11 protein-coding genes are annotated in these 16,092 nt (G+C 60.1%); 2 read left to right on the top strand and 9 right to left on the bottom strand.

Going from position 1 to position 16,092, the window contains the following annotated elements:
• The first annotated feature begins 450 nt into the window (after nt 1-450).
• Complete coding sequence (locus VM94_RS05450) at nt 451-2,439, top strand: sigma-54-dependent Fis family transcriptional regulator (RefSeq protein ID WP_235432849.1); 1,989 nt, start codon at nt 451-453, stop codon at nt 2,437-2,439.
• A 6-nt stretch (nt 2,440-2,445) separates the two neighbouring features.
• Here the strand turns inward: VM94_RS05450 and VM94_RS05445 are convergent, their stop codons facing one another.
• The 7 genes from VM94_RS05445 to VM94_RS05415 all read right to left on the bottom strand — a co-directional run bounded on the left by VM94_RS05445 (nt 2,446) and on the right by VM94_RS05415 (nt 12,011).
• Nucleotides 2,446-3,456 carry an FAD:protein FMN transferase gene (locus VM94_RS05445; protein WP_052755541.1) on the bottom strand — a complete coding sequence of 337 codons (1,011 nt, stop codon included), beginning with the start codon at nt 3,454-3,456 and terminating at the stop codon, nt 2,446-2,448.
• The gene (locus VM94_RS05440; protein ID WP_235432848.1) at nt 3,446-5,548 is read right to left on the bottom strand and encodes a 4Fe-4S binding protein; all 2,103 of its coding nucleotides are present in this window, start codon (nt 5,546-5,548) and stop codon (nt 3,446-3,448) included. The genes VM94_RS05445 and VM94_RS05440 overlap by 11 nt, the downstream gene beginning before the upstream one ends.
• A 57-nt stretch (nt 5,549-5,605) precedes the next feature.
• Nucleotides 5,606-6,730 carry a porin gene (locus VM94_RS05435; RefSeq protein WP_235432846.1) on the bottom strand — a complete coding sequence of 375 codons (1,125 nt, stop codon included), beginning with the start codon at nt 6,728-6,730 and terminating at the stop codon, nt 5,606-5,608.
• A 323-nt stretch (nt 6,731-7,053) separates the two neighbouring features.
• Nucleotides 7,054-8,790, bottom strand: coding sequence for a PQQ-dependent methanol/ethanol family dehydrogenase (locus VM94_RS05430; RefSeq protein WP_082127576.1), 1,737 nt, complete (start codon nt 8,788-8,790; stop codon nt 7,054-7,056).
• Between the two features lie 47 nt (nt 8,791-8,837).
• Nucleotides 8,838-9,227, bottom strand: a complete 390-nt coding sequence (locus VM94_RS05425) for a DUF779 domain-containing protein (protein ID WP_046682552.1) — start codon at nt 9,225-9,227, stop codon at nt 8,838-8,840.
• Between the two features lie 55 nt (nt 9,228-9,282).
• On the bottom strand, nt 9,283-10,803 hold the full coding sequence (gene adh, locus VM94_RS05420; RefSeq protein WP_046682551.1) for an aldehyde dehydrogenase: 1,521 nt from the start codon (nt 10,801-10,803) through the stop codon (nt 9,283-9,285).
• Between the two features lie 251 nt (nt 10,804-11,054).
• On the bottom strand, nt 11,055-12,011 hold the full coding sequence (locus tag VM94_RS05415; RefSeq protein WP_046682550.1) for a beta-propeller fold lactonase family protein: 957 nt from the start codon (nt 12,009-12,011) through the stop codon (nt 11,055-11,057).
• Between the two features lie 203 nt (nt 12,012-12,214).
• Between VM94_RS05415 and VM94_RS05410 the strand changes: the two genes are divergently transcribed.
• Entirely contained in the window at nt 12,215-14,350 is a 2,136-nt protein-coding gene (locus VM94_RS05410; RefSeq protein ID WP_046682549.1) for a TonB-dependent receptor family protein, read from the top strand.
• A 162-nt stretch (nt 14,351-14,512) separates the two neighbouring features.
• On the opposite strand, the gene VM94_RS05405 is transcribed toward VM94_RS05410, so the two are convergent.
• Nucleotides 14,513-15,346 (bottom strand): substrate-binding periplasmic protein, encoded by an 834-nt coding sequence (locus VM94_RS05405; protein ID WP_052755540.1) that lies wholly within the window; start codon nt 15,344-15,346, stop codon nt 14,513-14,515.
• Between the two features lie 25 nt (nt 15,347-15,371).
• On the bottom strand, nt 15,372-15,857 hold the full coding sequence (gene pedF / locus VM94_RS05400; RefSeq protein ID WP_034756828.1) for a cytochrome c-550 PedF: 486 nt from the start codon (nt 15,855-15,857) through the stop codon (nt 15,372-15,374).
• Nucleotides 15,858-16,092: the final 235 nt, after the last annotated feature.

Raw genomic sequence — 16,092 nt, 5'->3', positions numbered from 1 at the left:
GCTGCACTTACATCAAATGCCCACACTTATCGACTGTTAATTGTTAAAGAACTGCATTCGGTGCTACTTTCGCGCTATCGACAAAGCGTTGTGTTTGCCAGCTGCGAAGAAGGAAGAGTATGAAGCGTTTGCAGCATTTCGTCAACCTTCTTTTTTTCTCGTCTCATTCAGCATTTGCATACATCGTTCAGCGAGGGGGCGAATTATAGCCCTGGCCTGCGCGACCTGCAAGGGCTATTTTTCCACCCTGCGAAACGGCCCTGGCACCGCACTTGCTTATACCGACATAGGCACTGTCACTGATGAGAGCAACTCTGGGCCTGGCAGCAACACTGGGGATAGCCCGGTTCGCTTTGCTTTGCTCCCATCTGTGACAGGTGCTACATTATGGAACACTCTCGATATTCAAAAGAGCGCCGCAGTACAGGGCCCAACGGAGGCAACGAGATCATGTATCAACCGTCAGCTACTTACCGTAGCGCACCGTTTTCGTCCATCGCGGACGCGAACATACCACCGGCAGGACAAGACAACGTTCCCGTCATCATTGAAACGTCCCATCAGCGCTCAGTCGCCTTTGGCCTGTCGCCCACGGCCACGCCCGACTTTACGCCGGCCGGCAAATCCGACCTGTCCTTGCTGATCGAGCAAAACCGCCTGCTGCACACGCACGCGCTGCCCGCCATGGAAACCCTGTACCAGCAAATCGTCAACACCCACAATATGGTGATCTTGACGGATGCCAACGGCGTCATCGTGCATTCACTGGGCGACGATGATTTTCTGGAGAAAGCCAACCGGGTCGCTTTGCAACCGGGCGTGGCATGGTCGGAACAAAGCCGCGGCACGAATGCCATCGGCACGGCCATCACGGAAAAAGTACCGACTTTGGTCCATGCGGACCAGCATTACCTGGCCGCCAATCATTTCCTCACGTGCTCCGCAGCACCGATCACCGACCACCGGGGCAACGTCATCGGCGTGCTCGATGTCTCCAGCGACCAGCGCAGTTTCCACAAGCATACGATGGCCCTCGTGCGCATGTCGGCGCTGATGATCGAAAATCAGCTGTTTTCCGCCACCTTCGAAGACGCCATCACCGTGCACTTCCACGCGCGTCCCGAATTCATCGGGACCTTAATGGAAGGCATCGCCTCATTCACGCCGGGAGGCCGGTTCTTATCGGCCAACAAGAATGGCTTGTTCCAGCTGGGTCTGTCATTTGCCGCACTGCAATCACACACCTTCAGCTCCCTGTTCGGCTTGCCCGTTTCTGCCCTGTACGACCATTACCGCACGGCCTCACCCGGTTTGCTGAACCTGTGCATGCACAGCGGCGTACGCGTATATGGGCGCGCGCAGTTGCGATTAGCCAATAGTGCCTTCCAACATGGCTTTGCATCCAATATCGACAATAGCGATATCAACGCCGCCCCCGCCCAAGTTCCCGCGCCGGCCAGCCATGCGGCCAACGCGGCGCGGCGCCTGTCTGGCTTGCGCTACTTGCGCACGGGCGATCCGCAACTGGAATTGGTGATCGAAAAGGTCAACAAGGTACTGGGCCGCGACATCCCCATCCTCGTCATGGGCGAAACAGGGACCGGCAAGGAATTGCTGGCGCAAGCCATCCACAACGATTCGCCGCGCGCCATGGGACCGTTTATCGCCGTCAACTGCGCATCGATCCCGGAAACCCTGATCGAGTCCGAACTGTTCGGCTATGAAGACGGGGCGTTTACAGGCGCGCGCAAGAAGGGCGCCATCGGCAAGATCCTGCAAGCCAATGGAGGCACCCTGTTCCTCGATGAAATCGGCGACATGCCGTTTGGTTTGCAGGCGCGCCTGTTGCGCGTGCTGCAGGAACGCATGGTCACCCCGCTGGGCAGCAGCAAATCGATCACTGTCAATGTGGAACTCATTTGCGCCACGAATCACAACTTGCGCGAACGCATGGCCAAGGGATTGTTCCGCGAAGACCTGTATTACCGCCTGAATGGCCTGGTGGTAAAACTGCCGCCGCTGCGCGAGCGCTCGGACCTGGACACGGTCGTGAAAAAAATCCTCGCGACGGAAGCGCCCGATACGCGCTACACGGTGGCGCCGGACATCTTGCGCATGTTCCACCAGCATAAATGGCCGGGCAACTTCCGCCAGCTGACCAATCTGTTGCGCACGGCCATCGTCATGGCAGGCCACGAACATGAAATCTGTCTACGCCACATGCCCGATGATTTCCTCGATGATATTGAAATGACGCAAGCGACTGCCGCCAGCGTCAGCACGGACCGCATGATCGCCGCCGGCGCCAACCTGGAAGAGATGGAACAGAGCGTCATTCTCAAGTCGCTCGATGCCCACGGCGGCAACGTCTCGGCCACGGCGCGGGCGTTGGGCGTGTCGCGCAACACGATCTATCGCAAGGTGCCGCATCTGAAATAACCTAGCCTAGAGAAGACGGGAAAAGCCGGGCGACATCTGGCGCCGGCCCTGTTTGTCGATGGTCATCAGGTCGACGCCGTCCATCCGCGCGGCCATTGCATGCGCACGCGCCGCGCCCGTCACCATGAAGGTCGTCGACAAGCCATCGGCCAGCAAGCCCGTGGGCGCCAGCACCGTCACGCTGGCCAGTTCGCGCGGCGAATCGCCCTTCGAAGGGTCGAAGATGTGGTGATGCACGAAGTCGGGTGTGAACGTGTACTCGTAGTCGCCCGAGGTGGCCACGCTGCGCCCTTCCACTTTCAAGGTGGCCGCCAGGATTTCTGCGTCCCGCGGATCCTGGATGCCCAAGCTCCAGGGACGGCGCACGGAACGCTGCCCGCGTGCAACGAATTCGCCCGTGTCCAGCAGCGCGTGCCGTATGCCGCGCGCCTGCACGGCCGTCAGCGCCATGTCCGCCGCGTAACCTTGCGCCAGACCATTCAAGGTCAACGCCATGCCGGGCTGCAGGAAACGCACTTCGCGTTTGTCCCACGCCAATTGCCGCCAGCCTACCCGCGCCTGCGCTTCGCGCCGCAATGCTTGCGCAGGCAAGCCGGCCTGGTCTGCCGCCGCGCGAAACAGCTGCCATAAAGGTTGTACCGTGATGTCAAACGCCCCATTGCTCCATTGCGACAAGGTTTGCGCCTGTGACAGCACGGCCAGCAAATGGGCGTCCGGCCGGGCCAGGCGGCCGTCACGGTTCAGCTGGAAGACTTGGCTGGCGGGACTGTAAATGCTCATCAGGCGGTCGATATTCCTGGCCGCATGCAAGGCATCCTCGATGGCCAGCTCGGCCTGGCGCTGATCGTGGTGCAACACGGTGACGGCGATCGTCGTGCCAAACGCCAACGCAGCGCCTTGATAAGGGCGCACGCCGGAGGCCGTGGCTGTGCCGCGCGCCATGCTGCCAGGCAATGACAAGCCCGCCATGCCGGTCACGCTGCCTATCGCTGCTGAAATAAAGGTTCTACGCTGCATTGCTGCTCTCCTCTGCCGCGGCATGGGCAATGGGTATCGTGCGGGCTCGCTTGATTTCCAGCATCAAGGGTGCGCATTTTTCATCACTGGCATAAATCACCACGCAATCCATGCACTGGAAACATTCACCGTAATCGACCTTCCCGCTCGGCGCGATGGCGTGATGCTCGCACCGGTGGCGGCAAGTCTGGCACGGCGTGCCACACTCCTTGCGACGGGGAATCCAGTTGAACAGACGAAACCGTCCCAGCAGCGCCAGCGCCGCGCCAAACGGGCACAGATAGCGGCAAAAGAATTTATAGGAAACGCTGCTGAGCAGCAGCAAACCCACGGCATACGCAACAAACGGCCAGGCGCGCACGAAATTCAGGGTGATGGCCGTCTTGAACGGTTCCAGCTCGACCAGCTTGTCCGTGATCTGGCTGGAAAACAGGCTGCTGCCCAGAATGGCCGCCAGCAAGCCATACTTGATCCATTTCAAGCGCCCGTCGAGGCGCGGCTTGATCTTCCACTGAGGCAAGCGCAGCCACTGGCCCAGCTTGCCCGTGAATTCCTGCAGCGCTCCAAACGGACACAGCCAGCCGCAAAACGTGCCCCGTCCCCAGACAAGCAGGCTGAGCAGCACGAACGCCCACAGAACTACCGTCATCGGATCGAACAGGAAAAAGCCCAGGCTGCGCCCCGCCAGCAGCGCCTGGAGCGCGCCCGTGATATTGACGATCGATAATTGCCCCTGCGCGTAATAGCCGATGAAGCCAATGGTAAACACCAGGAACAGGCGGCGAAACCACGCAAATTGGCGGCCATCGCGCACCAGGCGTTTCTGCCAGGCCAGTGCGCCGGCCAGCAGCGCCAGCCCGGTCACCAATAGCAGCAACTCGGCCTTGCGTCCCTGCCACGTGCCGCGCCACGTGGCATCGTCGCCTTGCGGCGCCGTAGAGAACTCGGCCGGCAGGCGATAATTGAAATCCATGTTGCGCGCGATGCGCTCCGGATACACGATGCCCTTGCTGCGCGTAATCGGCAGCGTGAACGCCAGCGGGCTGGCCGCATCGAGTCCTGCCTGGCTGATGATGCGCAATGCGACGATATTTTCCGTCGGCAATGGCCCCGCATCGGACAAGCTCAAGTCCAGATCCAGGTCGCGCATGTCGATGGGCAAGCCATCCTGTTTCAGCAACAAGCGGTCCGGGACAGTGCCGCGCACGAAATCGTCGCCCAGCACGCTATAGCGCCCGTGCGACATGATGAGAATGGCGTGGTCGCCCTCGTCAAGCCGGTTGCGCAATTTGTTCCAGCTGCGTTCCGTCAACAGGTTGCGCCCCACCGTGGGAACTGAGACGTACGCCAGGTACAGGTCGATGAACACGCCGTCCGGATCGCGCGCGGCTTCCGGTTCGAGTCCGGCTCCGGGACTCCCCGCAAACAAGGCTTCCACGTCCTTGTTGCTCAAGCGCACATGCTGGATCAATCCGCGCTCGAGCATCTGCGCCACACCGAGTTTCTCGAATACCTCCATGCGGATGCGGGCGATCTGGTCCGGGTCGCGGCCTTGCGCAAAACCCAGTTTTTTGCGCGACACTTTCAGGGCCGAGGCCAGCACGCTCTGGTTGATGATGCGCACGGAAGCCGTGGCCTTCGATACGCCATCGATATCGGCGTGGGTCGCATCCGGCGCGCGCTTGGTTCGTGCATCGATGGCTATATTCTGTTTCAGCGACAAGCCCTGATACTGCTTGACGAACTGAAACAGCGGCGCTTCACCGAGGCCGTCGAGAAACACGGGTTCGTGCTGCGACAGCACGGCGACGTCGAGAAAACTGCCTTTCGGATCGATGGCGATCAGCAAATTGACGGGCACGCCGGAAAAGCCTGGAATGGGCGCCAGATCCACCGATTCAAAAACGTAGCCGACCAGTTCGATCGCCGTCGCGTTTTGGCGGAACAAAGGCCAGACGGGCAAATCGGTCTCCTTGTCGCCCACGACGATGGGAGCAGGAAAGCGCCGTGCCAGTTCGGACTTGGTCAGCACACCGGCCCAAGCCTGTCCCAGGATAAACAGGAATAGCCAGCAGACTATGAACAAGCGCATTATCCGCATGCAAGGTGCTCCGTGCGGCGCCCTGTCCCAAGGCGCCGCGTTGTTGAGTTAGAAGAAAATAATGCCGCCCAGGGACACGCCATTCATCTTCGCTTCGCCGCCGGCAAAACCTTTCGAACGCGTCTGGCCCAGCTCGCCTACCAGGGTGATCGCGCTGTTGAGCGAGTAATACGCGCCCAAGGTCAGGTTGGCGTTCGACTTCAAGCCGCCCGTGCCGGCCGTGTTGTCATCGTTTTTGCTGATGCCGTAGGACAAGCCCAGCTTCAGCTTGTCCGTCGTTTTATACGTGCCTTGCAGCAGCCAGTTCTTCGACTTGGTATCGCCCTGGTCCGCATCGGAAAGAATCCCCAATCCCTTGCCGCCCTGGAAGTTGACCAGCACTCCAGCCGGGCCCATCTGGTACGAACCGCCCACTTCCACGCCGCGCATGGTCAGGTCATCGACACCTGGCGTTTTCGACGTGAATTTTTGCGACTTCACGCCCAGCCACGCTTTCAAGCCTTCCTGCGCATACGTCAGCTGCGCCTGCACTTGCGGGCTCGACTTCGAAGAATAGGTCGAGCCTGCCACGATGGGCGTATCGGAGACGGGGCTGACCAGCGCCACGTCGACGCCAACGCCGCTCGACTTCGGCGAGCTGTACATGACCTGGCCATAATTGCCCAGATAGGTGTAGCCGGCGCCGATATGGCCCAGGGTCACCCGGCCCCGCTGCGTCGCCTGCACCGGTGCGCCAGAGCCCAGCAAGGTCATGTCGGACAGAATCGCGTTCGCGCCGAAGATGCCGTAGTCGCGGCCCAGCTTGAAGGTGCCCATCTGCTCATTGCCAAACGTAAAGAAGGCCTGGCGTACGTCGACCACGCTGTTCTGGCTGATGGCGCTGTCCGTGGCCGTCGAGTTGTAGATACCAATCAAGGCTTTCACGTCGTACTCGCCCAGCCGCGAGCTCGCCGAGGTGATCAAGCCGTTGGGCAGCAAGCCGTTGCCGATCGTGGTGCGGTCCTTTTCTCCGCCGCAACCGAGCGCCTGGCCGCCCAGCGCCAGCCCGCCCACCGCATCGCCCGAACACGACACTTGGGTGTAGTAGGCGTTGACGATGCCGCCCACCGACACGGTCCAGTCGCCAGCCTTGATATCGACGGCTTGCGCCTGTCCCACCGCAGCGATTGTCATGACACCGAGGCTCCTCAGCTTGATCCATGTGTTCATTTCTTCTCCTCTTTCTTGTCTGTTTTTAGTGTGCACACCAGTGATTGATGTACCTCAAGCTTTGGCAATAAGCGTGCCCAGCGTGGCCCAGAGGGAAAAAGAGAAAAAGCGTTTTGAACGTGTGCAGCGGCGGATCAATCGCCACTGACAATGTTCATTTTTTGACCGCAAGTATGCGTATCGGCCATCCAGGTAAACAAAAAACTGACGGCCTGGGCCGTCAGCAAAAAGAAAACACCCGGCGGACAGGGAGACACCCATCCGTGTGGCCCGGATGTTTCACCCCGTTACTTCGATGCCAGCTTGAAGACCCACACGGAACCGCCCTGTTCCAGGAAGTTGACCTTCTTCGCCACTTCGCCGCCCCACAGCGGTACCGCGCCACCCCAGCCGGATACGACGGCCACGTATTGCGTGTCACCATCCTGCCAGGTGACGGGTGGCGCCACGACGCCGGAGCCCGTCTGGAATTTCCACAACTCCTTGCCCGTCTTCGCGTCGACGGCTTTCAGGAAACCTTCCGGCGTACCATAGAACACCAGATTGCCGGCCGTGCTCATCACGCCGCCCCACAGCGGCGCGTTGTTCTTGATTTCCCACACGATCTTGCCCGTCTTCGGATCGACGGCGCGCATGGCGCCAATGTAGTCGTCAAACAAGGGCTTGATGGTGAAACCGGCGCCGAGGAAAGCGCCGCCCTTCTTGTAGCTGATCGGCTCATTCCAGATATCCATGCCCCATTCGTTCGCCGGCACATAGAACAGCTTGGTTTGCGGCGAGTACGCCATCGGCATCTGATTTTTTGCGCCGAGGAAAGCGGGCGCGGCAAACACAGTCGTACCCTTCTTGCCTTCCTCGCCCTTGGTCGGGTCGCCAGGGCGGCCGGCGGCGATGTAGTTCGGCCGGCCCGTCTTCAGGTCGATGCTGCTGGCCCAGGTGATTTTCTTCACAAACGGAAAGGCGTTCTGCAGCTTGCCCGTGTTGGCGTCGATCACATAAAAGAAGCCGTTGCGGTCGGCCTTGCCGCCGTAGCGCTTGCCATCCATGTCGAAGGTGACGAACTCGTTGGCGCCGTCGAAATCCCAGGCATCGTTCGGCGTATTTTGATACGCCCACTTGATCTGGCCCGTTTTCACGTCCAGCGCCACGGTGGACGACGAGTACAGATTGTCGCCGGGACGCAAGTGGCTGTTCCATGGCGCCGGGTTGCCCGTGCCAAAGTAGGCGAGCTTGGTTTGCGGATCGTAGGTGCCACCCATCCACGTCGAAGCGCCCCCCGTTTTCCACAGGTCGCCGGGCCAGGTCTTGTTCACCGTTCCCGAAATACCGTTGTCGATGGCCTTGCCATCCTTGTCGTATCGGTGGCCCATGTGGCCCTCTACCGTCGGACGACTCCACACGAGGTCGCCCGTCATCGGGTTGCGCGCTTCGACCCGGCCCACGATGCCGAATTCGCCGCCCGACACGCCCGTCAGCAGCAAGCCTTCGGCGATCAGCGGCGCGGCCGTCATCGAGTAGCCGGCCGCATAATCGTCGACCTTTTCCTTCCAGACGATCTTGCCCGTGTTCTGGTCCAGCGCCACCAGGTAGGCGTCGAGCGTGCCGAAGATCACCAGGTTGCCATACAGGGCGGCGCCACGGTTGACCACGTCGCAGCATGGCATGATGCCGTCCGGCAAGCGATGCTCATACTTCCACAGTTTGGCGCCCGTTTTCAAGTCGACGGCAAAGATGCGCGAATACGATGCCGTAACGAACATCTTGCCGTTGTGAATCAGCGGCTGCGATTCCTGGCCCCGCTGTTTTTCGCCGCCAAACGAGAACGACCAGGCCGGCACCAGCTTGGCCACCGTCTTGTCATTGATCTGCGTCAACGGCGAATAGCGCTGGCCCTGCGTGCCCATGCCGAACGACAGGACGCTGGCCGGATTCTTCGCCGTGTTGTCGAGCATGGCATTGGTGACATTGCCCACGTCGGCCGCCTGGACCAGCGATGCCAAACTCAAACCGACGAGTATCCCCATGATTTTTTTCTGCACAATCATCTCCCTCTGATTTATTAGTATGTGTATCAAGTCTTGCGGTGCTCATGCGGCTGGGCATGCAACAAGGCGCACTCTTCATCGGTGAACAGGCGCGAACGCGTCAAAAAGCGCTTGCCCGTGCCGTTGTCGAGTGAAAACATGCCGCCATTGCCATCGACCACATCGATAATCAACTGGGTATGCTCCCAGTACTCGAATTGCTCGAGTCCCATGTAGAACGGTGTGCCATTCAAATTGCCGAGATAGATGTCGGTGTCGCTGACATCGAACTCGCCCAGCGCGTAGCACATGGGCGTACTGCCGTCGCAGCAACCGCCCGACTGGAAAAACATCAGCGGGCCGTGACGCTGGCGCAACTTGTCCATCATTTCCAGCGCCGCATCGGTGGCGACCACCCGGGCGATTGCTACACTCATGGCATCCCTTTCTGCGCGCCGCGCCTGGATTGACAGGCGCGGCACGTGTACCGGTTTAGAAGAAGCCCAGCGCTTTCGGGCTATAGCTCACCAGCAAGTTCTTCGTTTGCTGGTAGTGATCAAGCATCATCTTGTGGTTTTCGCGGCCGATACCCGATTGCTTGTAGCCGCCGAACGCGGCGTGGGCTGGATACAGGTGGTAGCAATTCGTCCACACGCGGCCCGCCTGGATGGCGCGTCCCATGCGGAAGGCGCGCGAACCGTCGCGCGTCCACAATCCGGCCCCCAGGCCGTACAAGGTATCGTTGGCAATCGCCAGCGCGTCGGCTTCATCCTTGAAAGTGGTCACGGACACGACCGGTCCAAAGATTTCTTCCTGGAAGATGCGCATCTTGTTGTTGCCCTTGAACACGGTCGGACGCACGTAGTAGCCGCCTTCCAGGTCGCCCGCCTGCGTGTTGCGCTCGCCGCCGGCCAGCACTTCGGCGCCTTCCTGGCGGCCGATGTCGAGGTAGGACATGATTTTCTCCAGCTGCTCCTGCGACGCCTGCGCACCGATCATGGTGGACGAATCGAGCGGATTGCCCTGCTTGATGGCCGCCACACGCTTCAGGGCGCGTTCGATGAATTTCTCGTAGATCGATTCCTGGATCAGCACGCGCGATGGGCAGGTGCACACCTCCCCCTGGTTCAGCGCGAACATGGCAAAACCTTCCAGGCACTTGTCGAAATACTCGTCGTCGGCATCCATCACGTCTTCAAAGAAGATGTTCGGCGACTTGCCGCCCAGTTCCAGGGTGACGGGAATCAGGTTCTGCGCGGCGTAACCCATGATCAAGCGGCCCGTGCCCGTTTCCCCCGTAAAGGCGATCTTGGCGATGCGCTTGCTCGAGGCCAGCGGCTTGCCCGCTTCCAGTCCGAAACCGTTGATGATGTTCAGCACGCCCGGCGGCAGCAAGTCGCCGATCAGCTCGATCAACACCATGATGGACGCCGGCGTCTGCTCGGCCGGTTTGAGCACCACGCAATTGCCGGCGGCCAGGGCTGGCGCCAGTTTCCATACGGCCATCAAAATCGGGAAATTCCACGGAATGATCTGGCCCACGACACCGAGCGGCTCGTGGTAGTGGTAGGCATAGGTTTCCGCATCGATTTGCGCGACGGAACCTTCCTGCGCGCGGATGCAGCCGGCAAAATAACGGAAATGGTCGATGGCCAGCGGAATGTCGGCGTTCATCGTTTCGCGGATGGGCTTGCCGTTGTCGATGGTTTCGGCCGTAGCGATCAGACCCAGGTTCTGTTCGATGCGGTCGGCGATGCGGTTCAGGATATTGGCGCGCTCGGCAGGCGACGTCTTGCCCCAGGCATCCTTCGCGGCATGGGCGGCGTCCAATGCCAGCTCGACGTCTTCCGCCGTGGAACGGGCGATTTCGCAAAATGGCAAGCCCGTAATCGGCGTGATGTTAGGAAAGTATTCACCTTTTACTGGGGCAACGAATTTGCCGCCAATGTAATTGTCATAGCGTTGTTTGAAGGGATTGGCTACGCCCAGTTTGCTGATGTCTGCGAGATTCATGTCGTCCTCTATCGGGTTAATTAGAATGGAATTACTTAATTAAAATCAAACGTCCTGGTACAGATGGGGTGAGTACACGGAGTCTTCCGCAAATGCCGTGCCAGCTCGCCATCCCACTACAAACTTAGCCGCTTTTACCCTTGTTGCAAGGGCGCGGCGTCAATACCGGTGCGCTTTTCAGCGCATGCCCGGGCTTGAGCCGCTGCACAATGGAACAGGTGTACCAGACTGGAACACCTGTTCCTGTGGGACTAGCGAATCACCACGCCCCATGGCAATTCACCTACGGCAATATCGGCCACCTTGCGCGCGCTGGCCGTATCGATGACGGATACGCTGTTCGAGCGGCCATTGGCCACATACAGCTTGGCGCCATTGGGCGTGACGGCCATATTCCATGGGCGCTTGCCAACGGGAATGGTGGCAGTGACCTCGTTGCTGGCTGTGTTAATCACCATCACCGTGCCGTCGATACCGTTCGAGACATACACCTGCTTGCCGCTGGGATGGACCACGATGCCATTCGCATTCTTGCCAGCCGGAATGGTGGCAATGGTCTTGCGCGCGGCCATGTCGATCACGTAGACGGCATTGACCAGTTCGCACGCCACGTAGGCGCGGCCCGAGTCCGGACTGAAACCGATGCCGCGCGGGCGCAATCCCACGGCGATGGACGCCACCTGGCGGCGTTGCACCACATCAATGACATCGACTTGTTCAGCCTCTTCCGCGCTGACCAGCAGCCAGCGCCCATCCGGGCTGAACACGGCATGTTCCGGATTGCGTCCATGCACCTTGATATCGGCGAGCAAGACGCCCGTCTGCCCATCGAGCAAGGCCACGCTATTGTTTTCCTCGACGGCCACGGCCACGTAATGACCGTCTTGCGAAGCGCTGACGCCTTCGGGCGACTTGCCCAGCGCCACCGTGCGCAGGGGGGCGCCGCCAGCGTTATCGATCAGCAGCAAGGCGCTGCTGGCTGCATCCGTGACAAACAATTGCCGCCCGGTGGGGTCGGCGGCGATGCCGCGCGGACGCTTGCCGGCTGCAATCTGGCGCACGACCTGATCGGTCGCCGTGTCGATCACACTCAAGGTGCCCGATTTTTCATTGGGAACATAAGCAAATGGAGCGGCCTGGAGGGAGGCGCAGGCAAGCGCTGGCAGCAGCCAGCACACCTGGCGCAAGCGCGAGAAGAAGTTGGGCATAATCACCTTTCGATGGCAAAACACAGGAAAAGCGCGCGGCATCGGCGCATCTGATAATTGCTGTATGCAAACGCCGTGCCACTGACACGCGTATAATTTCAGCCTACCAATGGAGACATGGCAGGCATATTGCTTGATACACAGATGCAGACCTGCGCCGCGCACGCGACCAAGCAGGCTTTTATTCACATTGGAGAATCCGCATGCAGCACCGTTTCCGCCTGAACACCATCGCCAGCCTGTTTGTCGCCGGCAGCGCTACCCTCGCCCCTCACGTCTTTGCCGCCGAGGCTGCAGATCCGGGCGGGCAACTCATGGACACGGTAGTCATCAGCGGCAGCCGCATCGCCCATCCCAGCCAGGAAGTGCCAGCCTCGATCGACGTCGTCGACAGCGCCCGCATCCAGGATGGGCAAATCCGCGTGAACGCGTCGGAAGCGCTGGCCGCCGTGCCGGGCTTGGTCGTGCAAAACCGCCAGAACTACGCGCAAGACTTACAAATCTCGTCGCGCGGCTTCGGCGCCCGCTCGGCCTTTGGCGTACGCGGCGTCAAACTGATCAGCGATGGCATTCCCGCCAGCATGCCCGACGGGCAAGGCCAGGCCGCCACCTTCAACCTCGATACGGCCGAGCGCATCGAAGTGCTGCGCGGACCGTTTTCTGCCATCTACGGCAACCACTCGGGCGGTGTGATCCAGCTGTTTTCCAAGGATGGGCAAAATCCCCCATCCGTCGAACTGAACGTGACGGGCGGCAGTTTCGGCACCAGCAAGGTAGATCTCTCGGCCCAAGGACAGGCCGGCGGCATCGGCTACGTGCTCGACGGTTCACGCTTCCGCACGGACGGTTTCCGCGACCACAGCGCCGCCAGGCGCGAACAGGCGTTCGGCAAGATCACCGTCAAGCCCAATGTGGACAGCAAGCTGACCATCGTTGCCAACAGCCTGCACCAGGGCAACACGCAAGATCCGCTGGGCGCTACCTGGGCCACGTTTGCCCGCGACCCGCGCGCCGGCGAAACCGATGCGAGCGACACGCAAAACCCGAAGCGCACCCTGGCCGAGCGCTATAACACGCGCAAGAGCATCGACCACCAGCAGATCGGCGCCACCTATGAACAGTCGTTCGGCGATGACCGCCTGCATGTGATGGTGTATGGCGGCAACCGCGACGTGATCCAGTACCAGGCTTTTACCAAGGGTTTCCAGGCGCCAGCCAGCCATTCGGGCGGCGTGGTCGACTTCCAGCGTGAGTTCTATGGCATCGATACCAATTGGCTGCACGTGAACCAGCTGGCTGGCGGCAAGCTGAGCACCACTATTGGCATCGACTATGGCCGCTCCAGCGATAACCGCACCGGCTATGAAAATTACATCGGCAACACGTTTGGCGTGAAAGGCAAGCTGCGCCGCGACGAGCAGGACGTCGTCTCCAGCCTCGATCCGTATATCCAGACGGAATGGCAAAGCGGAGCATGGCTGCTCAGCGCAGGTGTGCGCTACAGCAAGATGAAAGTGTCGGTCAACGACCGCTATCTCAGCAATGGGAACGACAGCGGCAGCCTGGAGTTCAGCCACACGACACCGGTGCTGGGTCTGCTGTATAAACTGACGCCGGACGTCAACGTATACGCCAGCGCCGCGCGCGGCTTCGAAGCGCCCACCTTGAACGAACTGTTTTACTCGGGCACCGGCGGCGGCTTCAATTACCAGCTGAAGCCGGCCACCAGCACCAACCTGGAAGCGGGCATCAAGGCCAGGATCGCCAACAACACGCACGTGAACGCGGCCGTGTTCCAGATCAAGACCAACGACGAGCTGGTGGTCGACAGTTCCAGCGGCGGACGCACCAGCTACCGCAATGCCGGCAAGACCTTGCGCCAAGGTATGGAAGTGTCGCTGGACTCGAACTTGCCATATGGCTTCACGGCGAAAGTGGCGCTGACCAGCCTGCACGCCGTGTATGACCAGGCGTTTGGCAGCGTGCGCGAAGGCAGTCGTTTGCCTGGTGTGCCCAGCGCCAACCTGTTCGCGGAACTGGCCTGGAAAGACACGCTGGACCGCTTTGGCGCGGCGCTGGAAAGCGTGGCCAGCAACCAGGTCTACGCGGAAGACAGTAACAGTGAAAAACCGGCGCCCGGCTACACGGTGTTCAATGCGCGCTTCAACGCCAAACAAAATGTGGGGAACTGGCGCTTCAAGGAATTTGCCCGCCTGAACAATCTTTTCGACAAGACCTACGTGGGCTCCGTCATCGTCGGCGACAGCAACAAGCGTTACTATGAAGCGGCGCCGGGACGTAATTGGCTGCTGGGCGTCAGCGCCCAGCACTCGTTTTAAGAACACCTGAAAAAAAGTCCATGGCCGCGTTGCATTGCCTGGTCGTACTATTCGTACTGCCTGCGGCAATGCGCCTTGCCCTGAACATTTTTCAGGCGTTCTTATGACAATAAAGCCCGTGTATCTTCCGATACGCAGGCTTTTAAACTCCAGCAAGCTACTTCAGGGCCGCGCTTCCTTCACGCCATATTTCTCAAAAATGGTTTTCAATTCGCCGCTGGCCGCCATCTCGTTCATGGCTGCCTGCAGCAACTTGGCCACGTCGAGCTGTTGCTTGCTGACGGCCAGGCCCACGGCCCAGCCGGCACGCGGCAAGCGGGCGAACGCCACTTCGCTCAAGGGGAAAGCGGGATCGCTTTTCAGCACCGATTCGATTTCCGAACGGTTGGCCAGCACGGCGTCGAGCTTGCCCGCCTGCAATTGTTGCAAGGCTTCCGCGGCCGTATCGAAGATGCGCACGTCGTCGCGGTACTTGCCATTGTCTTCGCCCAACATCAGCATGGCCGCGATCGACACCTTTTCCACGCCGATACGCTTGCCTGCCAGCGAGGCGACGCCGTCGAATTGCGGCACGGTTTGCGCGCTGCGCGCCAGGCGCACGGTTTCCACGTAGTACGGCGCGAAAATCTCGACCTTGTCGTTATCCGCCATCAACTTCTTGTCGACCGGCACATGCAGCATCACGTCGGCAGGGCCATAGCCGAGGTAATGCCCCTTCCACACCATATTGCGCAAATCGTCGTTCAGGTTTTCGCCGGCGGGAAATGGCAGCAAGCTCAGTTTCAAGCCCAGCTTTTTCGCCAGCGCTTCGGCAATATCGATATCGATGCCAACGCCCTTGTCGGAAAACGGCGCGAACTCGTTGTACACAGCCACTTTCAGGCTGCCCGACTGCTGCACTTTCTGCCAGTCGGCATGCGCCGGCGCGGCTGCGCACAGCGCCAGGCAAGCGAGCGAGATCATCGCGCGCACGCCCCGGAGTTGAAATGAACGCATGGGACTCCTTCGTGATCAGTTTGGCTTAGTTGGATTCGCGGCGGGTTTCCAGATAGGTCTTGATGGCCCACATGGCTTCCTGGTTGAACACGCCTTCGAACGGCGGCATGTACACGGCGCCATTGCGCACTTTACCGTGACGGATGGTGGTCAGGTAGTAATTGTCCGTCTCCTTGTAGCAAGCCTGTTTCTTTGTCTCGTTCTTGATACCGAAACAATCACGGTCGAGCTGGCGCAGGTCCGGCGCGATGCCGCCCGAAATGGCTTCGATGCCGTGGCAGCGAGCGCAATTCTGGTTGTAGGCCGAGGTGCCTACCGTCAGGGCCAGCTTGTTGCCTCGATACGGGTTTTGTTCGAGCCATTTGTCGCCCACCTTCGGCAAGCCCGTGGTATCGACGCCCTGCGGCGTCACATTGCCGTGCGCATAGGCATGCGGCAAGGTCAGCAGGGAAGTGAGGGCAACGGCGCCGGCGGCCGCCATGCCGAGCAGGGTACGAATGGAATAGGTCATGCTTGTCTCCTTGGTTTTTTAGTGAATATCCAAGAAGAGCAAATGCCATGCCATGCGTATACGCCCCGCATCCGGCCGCCCATGTATCAATTTGGAACAGCTGCAACACGTATTTGTGTCACCGCGCGCGTCAGCCGACAGCACCCAACAAAACCACCAGACGAAAAAAAACCCCACCATCGCTGGCGGGGTTTTTCTCTACTGCGAATAACAAGCCTGACGATAACCTACTTTC

The organism is Janthinobacterium sp. KBS0711, assembly GCF_000988085.1.
Lineage (GTDB): Bacteria > Pseudomonadota > Gammaproteobacteria > Burkholderiales > Burkholderiaceae_D > Janthinobacterium > Janthinobacterium lividum_E.
This window is presented reverse-complemented; position numbering and strand designations above follow the sequence as displayed.

Excerpts from the sequence above, each read along its gene's own strand:
- VM94_RS05410 (WP_046682549.1), top strand. The coding sequence starts at position 12,215 with ATGCAGCACCGTTTCCGCCTGAACACCATCGCCAGCCTGTTTGTCGCC.
- VM94_RS05405 (WP_052755540.1), bottom strand. The coding sequence starts at position 15,346 with ATGCGTTCATTTCAACTCCGGGGCGTGCGCGCGATGATCTCGCTCGCT.
- VM94_RS05435 (WP_235432846.1), bottom strand. The coding sequence starts at position 6,730 with ATGACAATCGCTGCGGTGGGACAGGCGCAAGCCGTCGATATCAAGGCT.
- VM94_RS05445 (WP_052755541.1), bottom strand. The coding sequence starts at position 3,456 with ATGCAGCGTAGAACCTTTATTTCAGCAGCGATAGGCAGCGTGACCGGC.
- adh (WP_046682551.1), bottom strand. The coding sequence starts at position 10,803 with ATGAATCTCGCAGACATCAGCAAACTGGGCGTAGCCAATCCCTTCAAA.
- VM94_RS05440 (WP_235432848.1), bottom strand. The coding sequence starts at position 5,548 with ATGCGCTTGTTCATAGTCTGCTGGCTATTCCTGTTTATCCTGGGACAG.
- VM94_RS05425 (WP_046682552.1), bottom strand. The coding sequence starts at position 9,227 with ATGAGTGTAGCAATCGCCCGGGTGGTCGCCACCGATGCGGCGCTGGAA.
- pedF (WP_034756828.1), bottom strand. The coding sequence starts at position 15,857 with ATGACCTATTCCATTCGTACCCTGCTCGGCATGGCGGCCGCCGGCGCC.
- VM94_RS05415 (WP_046682550.1), bottom strand. The coding sequence starts at position 12,011 with ATGCCCAACTTCTTCTCGCGCTTGCGCCAGGTGTGCTGGCTGCTGCCA.
- VM94_RS05450 (WP_235432849.1), top strand. The coding sequence starts at position 451 with ATGTATCAACCGTCAGCTACTTACCGTAGCGCACCGTTTTCGTCCATC.
- VM94_RS05430 (WP_082127576.1), bottom strand. The coding sequence starts at position 8,790 with ATGGGGATACTCGTCGGTTTGAGTTTGGCATCGCTGGTCCAGGCGGCC.